The following is a 13,883-nucleotide window of genomic DNA, read 5'->3' as shown; positions in this document are numbered from 1 at the left end:
AACTTTGTAACACATTGTGAAAAATAAGTACCTACGGCTCGAATTTCAACAAAATAACTATAACAAAGGATGAACTATGGAAAAGTGGCTAATTGCAGCAATGTTCACTCAGGTATTACTCACATTCTCTATCATGGTGATTATGGGACGGCGCCGTTTCACTGCGGCAAGAAATAAAGTCATAAAAATGCAAGACTTTTTAACAATGAAATTAGATAAGGCAGGTTCAGAGGTTAGAGTCGCAGATCGAAACTTTATAAACCAGTTTGAAATGCCGATTCTGTTTTTCATTGCCTGTTTAACTGCTTTACAAGTTCACGCAGCTGGGTTTGTATTTGTAATTCTTGCATGGCTTTATGTCGGGCTAAGATTACTGCACAGTGTAATTCACCTAACAACAAACACACTAAAACTACGTTATTATAGCTTTGTTGTCAGTAGCTTTGTCATGCTTATCATGTGGTTAATAATTCTAATAAGAATTTTTTAAGGCGCAAATTGCGCCTTACATTACCTTCTAAAGTATAAGCCTTCCAGGGTATGAAGCTTCTACTGTATAAATTTTCTACGGTATAAAACGCTGGCTGCCAAAATCGACATCAGCCAGGCCATTGAGCCACTGCTTGAACCAGAATCGCCGCCCTTGTTATCATCACTGTCTATTAATGTATTTTCAACTGGTGACAAACCTGCTGATGAATCAGGGTTTTCATCAATGACAACAACACTGTTAATAGTCACTAAATTTTCACCATTAAAGCCTGCGGTTGTTTCTGGGCATTGATCTTTGCTTAAACCGACAACGGGAATTTCTCCGCAGTGCACAAGATCAGTGATTTTAGTCAGTACATCAAAGCTTTCTTGTGTAATCTCGCCAAACACTGTGAAACCACCATTTTGCACATCTAAATTAGCACTATTATCTTTTAGGTTGAAGAACCATTGGCTGGTGGCACTGTTTGCGTTACCACTTTGTTTAGCCATAGCAATGGTTCCTTTTACGTTAGATAGGACTGGCTCATTTGAAATCGCAGCTTTCTTATCAATTGCTGTAAAATCTGTTTCGAATGAAAAGCCACCGCCTTGTACTACAAAATTATCTACTGAACGGTGAATAATACTTCCATCATACGAGCCATCTGACACATATTCTAAAAAGTTCGCAACCGTTACAGGTGCGTGTTGATCATAGAGGTTTACAGTAACTGTACCTTGATTCGTTTGCATTTCTACAATGGTTGCATTAGCTTGAAAACCAATTACGAGTAACGCAGACGCGAACAAATTTTTTTTCATTGTCTCTTCCTGATAGTTTTTATTTTGAGATGAAGAGGTTAAATAAAAACTAGCGGTTATTAAATAGAGGAAAGAATTGTTACACAAAACACATCAAGTTAATTACAAGTTAATTACACTTGTTTACATTGCATATTCATTAAAGTTATAAAAATTAAATAAATTAAAGCCAAATCGTCTTATCAAATTAGCTGAGTTTGTTAGTATTTACACGACAACAATGAACACATAGGAATAAACCATGGCGAATAAAGAAAGCGCTATTTGCGATTTTGGCCTACACCAAGGTGAGCCTTACAGTCAATTACCGGCCAGTTTTTTAAACTGGATGGTAGGTAATAATCATCAAAAATCACACTATGCAGAGCAAGAGCTTCAACGACGTCAATTAGCTGCCACAGGTGAGTTAAATTTTGAAAATGGCAATAAAAATTATTAAAAGTCATTTAATTTAAACCTAAGTCGTTTAAACTAAGCGCATAATTAACCTACTGCTTTAATATGGCAAACAATTATGCGTTTTATTATTTTATCGTCGCTGCTGTTTTCATTAACCGCTTGCAGCACTTTTCAAGAAAAAGATACCAATCCTCAGTATTTTACTCTTTTACATACTAATGATAATCATGGTCGTTTTTGGCACAACGAACACGGTGAGTATGGTATGGCAGCCCGTAAAACACTGATAGATCAATTAAGAGCAGATGCAAAAGCTCAAGGACATGCTGTTTTATTACTTTCGGGTGGTGATATCAATACAGGCATTCCGGAGTCTGATCTGCAACATGCAGAACCTGATTTCAAAGGTATGTCACTCATCGGCTACGATGCAATGGCAATTGGTAATCATGAGTTCGATAATCCACTCGCCGTCCTTGATCAGCAACAAAAGTGGTCAAACTTCCCATTTTTATCGGCCAATATTATCGATAAAAAAACTGGCGAAGCACGTTATCAAGGCTATAAAGTGTTTGACAAGAATGGGCTTAAAATTGCTGTAATAGGTTTAACGACAACTGACACGGCTAAAATAGGCAACCCGCAATATATTGGCGGCCTTGATTTTAAAGATCCAACCCAAGTTGCTGCAAACCTAGCACCTAAGTTAAAAGCTCAATATCAACCTGATATTACTATCGCCGTCACTCACATGGGCCATTATGTAGATGCTAATTTCGGTATCAACGCGCCTGGTGATGTAACGATGGCACGTAACCTTCCTGAAGGGACGCTTGATATTATTGTTGGTGGGCATTCGCAAGAACCCGTTTGTATGTCAAGTGCAAATGTTCTCGATAAGGACTTTGCGCCTGGTAAAGAGTGTAAACCAGATCAACAAAATGGTACTTGGATTATGCAGGCTCATGAGTGGGGTAAGTATGTCGGTAAAGCCGAATTTAAATTAGAAAATGAGCAATTAACTTTACTAAGTTATGAATTAATCCCTGTGAACTTGTATACCACAAATAAACAGGGCAAAAAGCAGCTTGCCGGTGACTATATTGAACCTGATAAGACAGTCCAAGATGTACTTGCGGTTTATCAGAAAAAAGGCGCAGCTCAGATTGCGGGCAAGATTGGCTCAGTCGATGCTAAACTTGAAGGCGACCGCAGCAAAGCACGCTACGAGCAGGTTAACCTTGCTCGTGTAATTATCGCCGCGCAAATGCAATCTGTTGGGGCTGATTTTGGCTTGATCAGTGGCGGTGGTATTCGGGATAGCATTCAAGCAGGTGATGTTAGTTATAAAGATATTTTGAAAGTTCACCCTTTCAAAAACCGCATTACTTACATTGATATAACAGGAAGAGAACTGTTCGATTATCTGTCAGTTGTGACCTCATTCCCACCGGACTCAGGCGCTTATTTACAGTACCATAAACTTAGTTTTAGTAGGCAAGATGGGCAGCTCAACGATGTGAAAATTAATGGTAAGGCACTCGATATGGACAAAACTTATCGTATGAGTATCAATAGCTACAACGCATCAGGGGGCGACGGGTACCCGACATTGACGAATAAGTCTGGATTCGTAAGTACAGATGACACGGATGCCCAAGCATTGAAGCGCTTCTTCGAAGAAAATAGTCCATTAACAGCGGCTGATTACGCACCTGAATAAGTACAACATGGGAAGTAGTATGCTACTTCCCTATTACTTCGATATCATCACAGGAAATTGCTTTTAAACCATAGTGATGTAATCGGGAGCGAGAACCTTCACCATGAGCTTTGGGAGGGTAATATATTTCCTTAAGCTCAGGGTCATCTTGCCAAACGTCATCCAGTGCAGCCCTAATTTCACTTAACGTTTTCTCAAGACTATTGGTAAAGTTCGGACGTTTTCTAATTGTATGACCAAGCTCAACTAAACGATAAAAATATTTATTAGCAAGATTTAATAACTCATCTGGTACATCTTTATTTTGATTAAGCACAACATCAGGATATTGGATACAAAACTCAACCAAGGCTAAATAAAAACATAATGGCTTATTTGCTAGCGCAACTGACTTTGCTTCAAGTGCAGTTGATGAAAATGTTTTCGTGTTTAAATCGACAACGAGCTTAGGTGTCTCAGCAAGTATTAGTTCATCATCTGCTGTCGCTTCTACTGCACTATAAAATGACCGTCTGCTCTGACTAACTAAATAGGTAAATAGCGACGCGATTAGAAGCACAAAAATTAAAACGACAATATCAGACTTTACTAATAGATTTTTGTTTAAAATAAAAGTAACCGACAAACTTCTTTTCGGGGTTTGTAATTGAGTTGATATACGTTCCCCTTGCACTTTTGAATTTGTAATACCTTCGATAGAATAAACCACAATGCCAGATTGGTTAATACGTGCATTCAACTGAGTAATGTAATTGGAAACCATTTCTTTACTGCCTGAGTGCTTTAAAAAATCATCAGGTAAGTTTAAGTAGTTCAAATCGAGTGCGATTCTGCTTTGTACCTTTGCAACAGACAATTGATTATTCATCTGCGTTTTGTAAAATTTTGCAATATAGAAACTTGCAACTAACAATACTGTTGTTAACAAAAACACGATTACATAAAAAAGTTTATCTTTACTTAGAAGCATCGACGACCTCGACTGAGTGCTTATTTGAATCGCTTTTACAATCCCAAAATGATTCTACATGATTAAAGTAATGGGAGCTTTGATTGCGCGCTAAGTCCGTGAGGCGAGCTTGAACAGCACACAAAAGGTCGGTGTTCTCATCTTGCATTTTTAAATACCAACGGCTACCACTAACATTATCTCTTATTGGCGTGATGTAATTAACCGAAAAACTAGCTTGGTCACTGTCTTGCCAATAGGATGAAATTAAGTCAACTTGACCACTGGCGAGTAATTCTCTTAGCTCAGTATGAGAGCTGGCATAAGTGATATTTAAATTTTCTAAATTTATGTCTAATGTTTTAAAAAGTTGTTTCGGTAATATGTGACCCGAACGGCTTGTGGGGTAATCCAATAAGCCAATACGCTTATCTAAAAAGTACGACTTTTCAATTCGGGGCTTTTCTTTACTCGAAATGAGGTATGCAGTGTAATCAGGGAATCCTACAACGGCTTGATAATTATAAGTAGATTGCGCCATGAAGGCGTCAATTAAATTCTCTTTTGCAAGAATTAAATCAGCGATCCCTTTGCCTAAAAACTCGATGGAATCTGATGTTTTATAACCCCAGTAAGACGTAACCCTACCGTATTGTTTACGAATGGTTAAATCATCACACAAGGATATTGCCACATCCTCAGCGAGTGTTTTTGCGGATACATAAACGACAAGTTCGTTTAAATTGCTGTCTGACTTTGTATTGCAGGTATACGAAGTTTCAATAAACGATTTTAAGTCAGGTGCCACTGGTTTTCCCTGCATAAAACCAATGCAGAAAAACAAAATAATAGACAGAAACAAAAATGTAACAATCGATGATTTTTTTATTAATATAGTTCTTAAACTCAATTTTACTAACCACTTGCTCGCGCTAGTCTCTATTTGAACAATTATTCTTACTCATTACAACAAGTAATTTTACTTAAACATTCTAACCAGCTGATTTTATTACTTTATGAACAAGAAATTATGAATCTTATTGAGTCCTTTCTATTTATCTCAAAATTCAGGAGAATTGGCGCCAGAAAATTTGATTAAGCAAACATTCACTTTGGACGCTCAACCAATGTTACTAAAAACAATGAAGATGTTGCTGTTAACTACACCAGTAATTTCAGTTTTATCCGCAGCCCCTGCACATGCTTGGGGTCAAAATGGCCATCGAATTGTTGGTGAATTAGCAGCAATGCATATTACCGACACCACTCGAGACGCCTTAGTTCCATTACTTGATGGTGAATCACTCCCTCAAATAGCCACATGGGCTGATGAAATGCGCTCTGCACCAGAAAAATTCTGGCAAAAAAAGTCATCACGCTGGCACTATATAAACTTTGCTGAAGATGATGCAAAACCTGCCTATGACGCTCATGCTCACCATAATAAAGAAACAGTCGCAGATATCCTTGAAGGTATCGAATATTCAATTTCAGTATTAAAAAACGAAAAAGCATCATTAGCTGAAAAACAATTTGCATTACGCTTTTTAGTACACCTTGTTGGTGATAGCCACCAACCTTTCCATGCTGGTCGCAGCGAAGACCGTGGTGGCAATCGCATTTCTGTCACATTCTTCGGGCAAGATACAAACCTACACAGCCTTTGGGATACTAAATTAATAGAAAACGAAAACTTATCTTACACAGAGTTTGCCAAGTTCGTTGACACATCTAACCAAGCATTAATCTCAGATTACCTTGCGAGCTCTCCGAGTGATTGGTTGATTGAGTCAAACAACATTGCTAATTCACTCTATAAAGAAAATGAAACAAATGTAAGTTACAGTTATATCTATAAAAATTTACCAATTGTAAAAACTCGCCTACAACAAGGCGGGATTAGATTAGCCGGTTTATTAAACTCATTATTTGATAAATCAGCAAAACCGTTAGTAAAGGCACTTAAGATGCCTGCTAGCAGTGAACTATAAACCAACAAACCTCTAACACGGGAAATAACATAATGAATAAGTTACGCCTTTCGAAATTAACCGGAGCAGTTATATTAGCTCTTGGTGTTTCAACAAGTGCTATGGCTGCAGATACCTCATCTTCAATGAGAGGTAAAATTACAACGCCTTCTGGTGAAGCAGCTGCAAATGTTAAAATAAAGGTTATTCACCAACCAACTGGCACAGTCAGTGAGTTAACTACAAATGAAAGCGGTACTTTCATCGCTAATGGTCTACGTGTTGGTGGCCCATACACTGTACTTATCGACTCAGATACACACAGTGACAGCATGGTAGAGAATATCTACTTAGAGCTTGGTGATACTTACCGTTTACAAGAACAATTAAACTCATTAGCAATGGAAAAAATTGAAGTTTCTGGCTATAAAATTGTTCAGCAATCTGGCGGTTCAAGCAGTGTTTTCGGTGAAGACACAATCAATAATATGCCAAGCTTTAACAAAGACATTAAAGATGTGGCACGCTTAAACCCACTTGCAAATATCAATGGTAGTGGTGAGCTTACGTTTGCCGGTAATAACCCACGTACAAACAGCCTAACCGTTGATGGTATCGGCCAAAACGATGACTTCGGTTTAAACTATGGCGGCTACCCTACTGCTCAACCACCTGTTGCACTTGATGCAATTGAGCAAATTTCAGTTGATGTATCACCTTTCTCAGCATCAAAAGGTAACTTTGGTGGTGGTACAATTAATGCCGTAACAAAATCTGGTACAAATGAATTTAAATTCTCAGGTTTCTACGAAACATCAACGCCAGATATGGCAGGTGATGTAGATAGTATTTCTGAAGTTTATGCTGATGGTCGCCCTGTTTTAGACGAAGATGGCCATAAAACATTTGAAATAAACAAAGTAGAACCAATTCAAACAGAAGAACGTTTTGGTTTTAACGTGGGCGGTCCATTAATCAAAGACACACTTTTCTATTTTGTTAACTACAACAGCTGGAAGAGCGAACTTGATTTAGATTATGGTTTTGAGGGTTCTGGTGCAACGAACGAATACGATGTAACAGAAGAGCAATTAAATAACTTCTTATCTGTATTAGACAATGTATATGGTTTCCAAGACTCTTTAGGTGGCGATCCTGAAGATACGAATGAATCACTACTTGTCAAACTAAGCTGGAACATCAGCGATGCACACCGTCTAGATTTCACATATCAGTGGCAAGACGATCAAGAAGAGCGTAACTTCGGCACTGGCGGTGACACGGTGTTACTTGCTTCAAGCCGTTATACTTATGCAACTAAATTCAACAATTTCTCTACAAAACTTTACTCAGATTGGAGCGATGTTTTCTCATCAGAGATTGGTATCGCGTATAAAGATGTCAGTTCAAACAGCTTAACAAACTCGAATATTGGTAGCGTAAAAGTTGAAGAATACTACCGTGGTCCAGCGTATGAGTTTGGTACAGACCAATACCGCCACGCGAATGAGTCTTCAACTGAAAACCTAACATTAACATTTGATGGTACTTACCTTCTGGATGAGCATGAGCTTAACTTTGGTATTCAGTATGAATCACTCAATCTGTATAACCTATTTGCTGCAAATTCATTAGGTTCATGGGAGTTTGATAGCCTAGCTGGTTTTGCAAACCGCGAAGTAGGTAACTTTAATGGTACTTATGACTTCTCTTACGCAAACGCCTATACAAACAACGCTGCAGACACAGCATACGATGCAACGCGTAGCCAATTAGCAATCTACCTAGAAGATACTTTTTATATTGGTGACGATTTAGAAGTAAATGCAGGTATTCGTTATGAGCGTTTAGCATCTGACGACAAACCAACTCTAAATGAAAACTTCCTAGAGACTTATGGTTTTTCAAACCAAGAGAATCTTGATGGCGTCGATATCATCCTACCACGTGTTGGGTTTAAATATTACGCAACAGAAAACCTAACAATCAGCGGTGGTGTAGGTCGTTTCCAAGGTGGTATTCCTAACGTTTGGTATAACAACTCGTACCAAAAAGACGGTATTACACTTGTTGATGCACCACAATCAGTAATTAATGATTACTACGCAAATAACCCTGCAGATATCACATCTGTGCCAGGCGCAATTCAAGATTCACTGGTAAAAGGTGCGGGTAGCACAAACTACATTGACCCTGATTTTAAATTACCTTCAAGCATCCGTAGCCAAATTGGTTTCGAGTATGACTTTGACTCTGAATTACTTGGTAATGGTTTCAAGTGGCAAGCTGAAATCGCTTACCACAAGAAAGAAAACGAAGCAATTTGGCACAACACGGCTATCGTACCTGTGGGCGTTGCGGCTGATGGCGAACGTTTAATCCATGAAAGCATCTACTCAGGTGATCTTGCTGATAACTTCGATATCATGCTAACAAATTCATCTGATGATGGCCGTTCAGTTATCTTCTCAACAGCACTTGCAAAAGAATGGGATAACGGTTTATACATCTCAGCAAGCTATGCACACCAAGATATCACTGAAGCATCTTCAGGTTCATCTTCACAAGCGCAAAGTAACTACCAGCACAGTGTTACTAAAAACCGTAACCAAGACTTAGCACAGCGTGGTGCCTATGAAGTAGAACATAGCTTCAAAGTGAATATCAGCTACCACACTGAATTCTTTAAAGGCTATGACACTAAGTTTGACCTTTACTTTGAGCGTCGTTCAGGTCGCCCTTACAGCCACACAATGGCTTCGTACCAAGATGGTGCGCTAGGTGATTCGCGTGACTTCTACTCAAGCTCTGCATACTTAGCTTATATTCCAACTGGTGCAGATGATCCAAATGTAAACTGGGATGAATCGCAACTTACTTGGGGTGAGCTTGAAGCACTACTTGATAGAGCGGGCATTTCTGAGCGCGGTGAAATATTAGACCGTAATACGGGTACTATGCCTTGGGTTACAACCATGGATATCAGCGTTAAGCAAGAAATCCCAGGTTTCGCTAAAGGTCATAGCGGTGAAGTGTATTTCATGATTGATAACTTTGCTAACTTGCTCAATAGCGACTGGGGTATTGAAAAGCGCCTTAGCTATCAAGACCAATCAGTTTATGACTTTGGTGGTTTAGATGACCAAGGCCGTTATATAATTGATGAAGCATACAATGGTGCCGATGTAAGAAATTACACACTAATCGACCAAAGTGCTTCTGCATGGCAAGCTAAAATTGGTATTAGTTACAAGTTCTAATCTATACTGTTTAAAGCCCGTTTAATTACGGGCTTTTTTATATCTGTAATAAAAATGACACACATTGATTTTAAAAAAGGAAAGGTACTTACACACAGTAAGTATCATAATTTAATAACGGGAAACCTCATGAAATCAACATTTAATAAAAGTACACTGGCAATCGCTGTTGCGACTTGTTTAACGTTCAGCCATGCTGCAATGGCCAATGAAACCTCTTCTTCTATCAAAGGACAAGTTACAGGCCCGAATGGCAATCCTGCTGCTGGTACACAAATAACAATAATCCATATCCCTTCAGGCTCAGTTAAAAAAACGACGGTAACAAATGAAGGTAATTTTTCTAGCCAAGGCCTTCGCGTCGGTGGCCCTTACAAAATTATCGTCGATTCTGATCAATATGAAGATCAACAACTTGATGGTATTTATTTGACTTTAGGTCAAGATTATCCTGTAACTGTTAGCTTACAAACACAGCAAATGGAACAAATTGTGGTATCTGGCGCACCGATAAGCGCACAAACTGGCAGCACAGGTCCTGCAAGTCACTTCTCGCTTGAAGATCTAGAGTCTCGTCCTGCCATCAACCGTGATTTAAAAGACATTATTCGCGCCGACCCTCGCATCTTTATTGATGAAACAAATGCAAACTCAATTAATTGTGGCGGCGGTAATCCTCGTTTCAACAGCTTGACTGTTGATGGTGTGCGCATGAATGATAACTTTGGTTTAAATTCGAGTGGCTACCCTACCGAACGCATGCCATTTTCATTCGATTCTATAGACCAAGTAGCCGTTGAACTTGCGCCATTCGACGTGCAATACGGTGGTTTTACATCATGTAATATTAATGCGGTAACAAAATCAGGTACCAATGAAATTCATGGTGGTTTGTTTTACGACTATACCAACGACTCAATGTCTGGTGACTCTATCGAAGGTAAAAAGCTTGATACAGGAAACTACACTGAGAAACGCTATGGTTTTAACGTAGGGCTACCTTTAATTGAAGATAAGCTATTCTTTTTTACTTCTTATGAGAAACTAGAAGGCGCGCAAATCTTTGATTATATTCCATTTGCTGACAACCGTATTGATCAAGCAACTATCGATCGTATTACACAAATCTCAAAAGATAACTATAACTACGACCCAGGTAGCATGATTCCGAGCCTACCTGTCGAAGACGAAAAGATTTTAGTAAAGCTTGATTGGAATATTAACGATGCTCACCGTGCAAGCCTTGTATATAACTATAATGATGGCTTCTCTCTTGCCCAATCTGATGCAGATTCTGACGAAATAGCCCTTTCAAACCACTTCTATGAGCGTGGCGCTAAATTAGAATCTTATGTTGCCTCTCTTTACTCTGATTGGACAGATAACTTTTCAACTGAAGTAAGAGTGGGTTATTCAAAACTCGATAACCGCCAGCAATCTTTAGATGCTGCATCTGGTTTTGGTGAATTCCGTATCGACACCGGTGATATTGATGTTTATATCGGCCCTGACGATTCTCGCCAATCAAATATCCTAAATTATGACAACCTATCACTTAAATTAGGTGGCACATACTATTTAGAAGATCATGAATTATCATTTGGTTATGAGCGTGAAGAACTGGATGTATACAACTTATTTGTTCAGCATACAGAAGGCGAATATCGCTTTAGTTCAATTGACGATTTTGAAAATGGTATTGCGCGTGTTTACTATGGCAACGCATCATCACAAAATCCAGACGATGCAGCGGGTGAATTTGCTTACGCCTTAAACACCGTTTACTTTCAAGATAAGTTTGAGCTAATTGACTACGATATCACGATTACAGCGGGTCTACGTTATGATTGGTATACAAGCAGCGATAAACCAACCCATAACCAAAACTTTGAAGACAGATATGGCTTTTCAAATAGCCAAAACCTCGATGGCATTGACCTTCTTCAACCGCGTTTAGGCATCAACTGGATTTATAACGATCAATTAGAGTTACGTGGTGGTTTTGGCCTATATTCTGGTGGTAATCCAAATGTTTGGGTATCAAACAGCTACTCTAATGACGGTGTAAGAAATATTCAGATTAACGAAAAAGGTTTACAAATTCTTGGCGATGATGCCATTGCATTTAACGGCGGCGGTATGCCTGGTTATGACATTCCACAATCTCTCTATGACGAGGTTGGGCAAGGTAGTGCAGATGCGAGTGCTAATGTAACTGATCCTGATTTTGAAATTCCTTCAGAATGGAAATTCTCTTTAGGTGGTACTTACATCACCAGCAATGATTATGTGTTCAATGTTGATTATCTCTATACAGATAAACAAGACTCGGCAATTATTCGCAACATTGCTAACGTACAAACAGACACAGCGCCAGATGGACGCCCTGTTTACAACGATGTTTTACATCCGCGTGTATCTGACTTTATGCTAACAAATGTTGAAGGCAGCGATGCTTATTCACATGTACTTTCTTTATCAATGAATAAAGCATTTGATAACGGTATAGATTTAGCACTTTCTTATGCTTATACCGTGGCAAAAGATGTGAGCCCAATGACCAGCTCTGTAGCATTCTCGAATTACCACTTTATTGCGGTATCTAATTCAGAGAACCCAGGCGTTACAACCTCTAATTATGAAATACCACATCGCTTTACACTATCTTTAGGTTATAGCCATGAAATTTTTGACGGCTACGAAACTAAATTCAACCTATTTGGTCAAGCACAGCAAACTAACCCATACTCTTATACCTTTGATAGGGATTCAGGTGGTTTAGGCTTTAACGATGCGAGCCGCCAACTTTTATATGTACCAGAAGTTGATGATGCATCAGTTGTTTATGGCCCTGACTTCGATCAAGCTGCCTTTAATAATTGGATTGAAAGTGAAGGCTTAAAGCGAGGTGAGATCCAAAAACGTAATAATATTGATGGCGACTGGTGGGTTACGTTCGATCTAAAAGTTGAGCAAGAGTTTATGGGCTTCACGCCTGACCAAAAAGGCTCAGCTTATTTCGTAATTAAAAACATCGGTAATCTATTAAACGATGATTGGGGTGTTTTAAAATCAGGTAGTTCGTTACAAAGTGCAGTAACAGCTGACATCGTTGATGGTCAGTATGTTTATAGCTCTTTCAACAACCCTGCTGGTACGAGTGTACAAACTGAACCTTCTTTATGGGAGATGCGTATCGGGGTTCGTTATAGCTTCTAATAATTAAAAGCAAACTATAAGCCCGCCTATTAGGCGGGCTTTTTATTAGTTAGCGTGAATATACGGCCAACGGATGGGTTGTGTTAATTGATACATGTACGTGGTCATTCGGCCTCACAACCACTTCATGGCTTACACGGCTTGTAACTATCGTTTTGCAGGCAAGTTCTACAGCACATAAACGGCTACCACCTTCGTAGCGCACCCATGTCACGACACCATTTGACGATTGTGCATTTTGAATTAAATGAACATCATCAGGTCGCAATAGTACATCAACCGCAGCGGAATTGTGGTCAACTTTAATTGCAGGGGCATTACCTAAGTCTGTTGTCGCTATATTACCTTCACATTGACCTGCTATGAAACTCGCTTCACCTAAAAAGCGAGCCACAAAGCGGTTTGTTGGTAAGCTAAAACAGCGCTCAGGGGTATCAAGTTGCTGAATCACCCCCTCCTTAAGTACACCCACACGGTCACCAATGGATAGGGCTTCTTCTTGGTCATGAGTGACCCAAATCGCAGGGACACCTGCATCTTTTAATGCGTTACGAATATCCCACCGTAAAGTATCTTTAAGCGCTGCATCAAGATTAGATAAGGGCTCATCAAGTAATACAAAATCTGGTTCGTGAGCAAGTGTTCGCGCAAGCGCGACACGTTGTTTTTGACCACCTGATAATGTTGCAGGCTTCTTATTACGAAACGCCTCAAGACCCAGAAGCTTTATCCAATGATCTGCTTTGGATGTATCGGTCAACCTAAAGCAAATGTTCTGTTGCACCGTTAAATGTGGAAATAACGCAAAGTCTTGAAAAACCATACCTACTTTACGTTTCTCAGGCGGCACTTTTAGCTTTGGAGTAGCACGCCATGTGCCTAAATTAATTTCGCCTTCGCTGATGGGAATAAGCCCTGCCAGAGCTTGCAAAATGGTACTTTTACCACAGCCAGTTGGACCAACTAGCATCAGGATCTCACTCTCTCCAAGTGATAAATTAAGATCACTCACCACACGATTGCTACCATAATCGATAGACAGCTTACTAACTGATAGCATTTATACT

10 protein-coding genes are annotated in these 13,883 nt (G+C 39.3%); 6 read left to right on the top strand and 4 right to left on the bottom strand.

Annotated features, from left to right (window positions below):
* Nucleotides 1–76: 76 nt before the first annotated feature.
* The gene (locus L0Z67_RS19805; protein ID WP_392353345.1) at nucleotides 77–490 is read left to right on the top strand and encodes an MAPEG family protein; all 414 of its coding nucleotides are present in this window, start codon (nucleotides 77–79) and stop codon (nucleotides 488–490) included.
* Between the two features lie 59 nt (nucleotides 491–549).
* Here L0Z67_RS19805 and L0Z67_RS19800 read toward each other — a convergent pair whose 3' ends face one another.
* Complete coding sequence (locus tag L0Z67_RS19800) at nucleotides 550–1,296, bottom strand: peptidylprolyl isomerase (protein ID WP_237115579.1); 747 nt, start codon at nucleotides 1,294–1,296, stop codon at nucleotides 550–552.
* A 241-nt stretch (nucleotides 1,297–1,537) separates the two neighbouring features.
* Between L0Z67_RS19800 and L0Z67_RS19795 the strand changes: the two genes are divergently transcribed.
* Nucleotides 1,538–1,735: a hypothetical protein gene (locus L0Z67_RS19795; RefSeq protein WP_062567910.1), complete on the top strand. Its 198-nt coding sequence runs from the start codon at nucleotides 1,538–1,540 to the stop codon at nucleotides 1,733–1,735.
* A 75-nt stretch (nucleotides 1,736–1,810) separates the two neighbouring features.
* Nucleotides 1,811–3,418, top strand: a complete 1,608-nt coding sequence (gene ushA, locus L0Z67_RS19790) for a bifunctional UDP-sugar hydrolase/5'-nucleotidase UshA (protein WP_237115580.1) — start codon at nucleotides 1,811–1,813, stop codon at nucleotides 3,416–3,418.
* Between the two features lie 22 nt (nucleotides 3,419–3,440).
* On the opposite strand, the gene L0Z67_RS19785 is transcribed toward ushA, so the two are convergent.
* Nucleotides 3,441–4,286 (bottom strand): hypothetical protein, encoded by an 846-nt coding sequence (locus L0Z67_RS19785; protein WP_237115581.1) that lies wholly within the window; start codon nucleotides 4,284–4,286, stop codon nucleotides 3,441–3,443.
* A gap of 88 nt (nucleotides 4,287–4,374) precedes the next feature.
* Nucleotides 4,375–5,277, bottom strand: a complete 903-nt coding sequence (locus L0Z67_RS19780) for a hypothetical protein (RefSeq protein ID WP_062567913.1) — start codon at nucleotides 5,275–5,277, stop codon at nucleotides 4,375–4,377.
* Between the two features lie 217 nt (nucleotides 5,278–5,494).
* Between L0Z67_RS19780 and L0Z67_RS19775 the strand changes: the two genes are divergently transcribed.
* The 3 genes from L0Z67_RS19775 to L0Z67_RS19765 all read left to right on the top strand — a co-directional run bounded on the left by L0Z67_RS19775 (nucleotide 5,495) and on the right by L0Z67_RS19765 (nucleotide 12,816).
* Nucleotides 5,495–6,358 (top strand): S1/P1 nuclease, encoded by an 864-nt coding sequence (locus L0Z67_RS19775; protein WP_062568170.1) that lies wholly within the window; start codon nucleotides 5,495–5,497, stop codon nucleotides 6,356–6,358.
* Nucleotides 6,359–6,390: 32 nt separating this feature from the next.
* The gene (locus tag L0Z67_RS19770) at nucleotides 6,391–9,597 is read left to right on the top strand and encodes a TonB-dependent receptor (protein WP_237115583.1); all 3,207 of its coding nucleotides are present in this window, start codon (nucleotides 6,391–6,393) and stop codon (nucleotides 9,595–9,597) included.
* Between the two features lie 129 nt (nucleotides 9,598–9,726).
* Nucleotides 9,727–12,816, top strand: a complete 3,090-nt coding sequence (locus tag L0Z67_RS19765) for a carboxypeptidase regulatory-like domain-containing protein (RefSeq protein ID WP_392353339.1) — start codon at nucleotides 9,727–9,729, stop codon at nucleotides 12,814–12,816.
* Between the two features lie 49 nt (nucleotides 12,817–12,865).
* On the opposite strand, the gene L0Z67_RS19760 is transcribed toward L0Z67_RS19765, so the two are convergent.
* Complete coding sequence (locus L0Z67_RS19760; protein WP_392353337.1) at nucleotides 12,866–13,876, bottom strand: ABC transporter ATP-binding protein; 1,011 nt, start codon at nucleotides 13,874–13,876, stop codon at nucleotides 12,866–12,868.
* Between the last annotated feature and the right edge of the window lie 7 nt (nucleotides 13,877–13,883).

Source organism: Pseudoalteromonas sp. PB2-1, from assembly GCF_045040605.1.
GTDB classification, from domain to species: domain Bacteria; phylum Pseudomonadota; class Gammaproteobacteria; order Enterobacterales; family Alteromonadaceae; genus Pseudoalteromonas; species Pseudoalteromonas arabiensis.
Note: the sequence above shows the minus strand (reverse complement) of the source record. Positions and strands in the feature narration are given on the sequence as shown.

Coding starts and splice junctions, on each gene's coding strand:
- L0Z67_RS19805 (WP_392353345.1), top strand. CDS start 77: ATGGAAAAGTGGCTAATTGCAGCAATGTTCACTCAGGTATTACTCACA.
- ushA (WP_237115580.1), top strand. CDS start 1,811: ATGCGTTTTATTATTTTATCGTCGCTGCTGTTTTCATTAACCGCTTGC.
- L0Z67_RS19760 (WP_392353337.1), bottom strand. CDS start 13,876: ATGCTATCAGTTAGTAAGCTGTCTATCGATTATGGTAGCAATCGTGTG.
- L0Z67_RS19795 (WP_062567910.1), top strand. CDS start 1,538: ATGGCGAATAAAGAAAGCGCTATTTGCGATTTTGGCCTACACCAAGGT.
- L0Z67_RS19765 (WP_392353339.1), top strand. CDS start 9,727: ATGAAATCAACATTTAATAAAAGTACACTGGCAATCGCTGTTGCGACT.
- L0Z67_RS19770 (WP_237115583.1), top strand. CDS start 6,391: ATGAATAAGTTACGCCTTTCGAAATTAACCGGAGCAGTTATATTAGCT.
- L0Z67_RS19775 (WP_062568170.1), top strand. CDS start 5,495: ATGTTACTAAAAACAATGAAGATGTTGCTGTTAACTACACCAGTAATT.
- L0Z67_RS19785 (WP_237115581.1), bottom strand. CDS start 4,286: ATGAATAATCAATTGTCTGTTGCAAAGGTACAAAGCAGAATCGCACTC.
- L0Z67_RS19800 (WP_237115579.1), bottom strand. CDS start 1,296: ATGAAAAAAAATTTGTTCGCGTCTGCGTTACTCGTAATTGGTTTTCAA.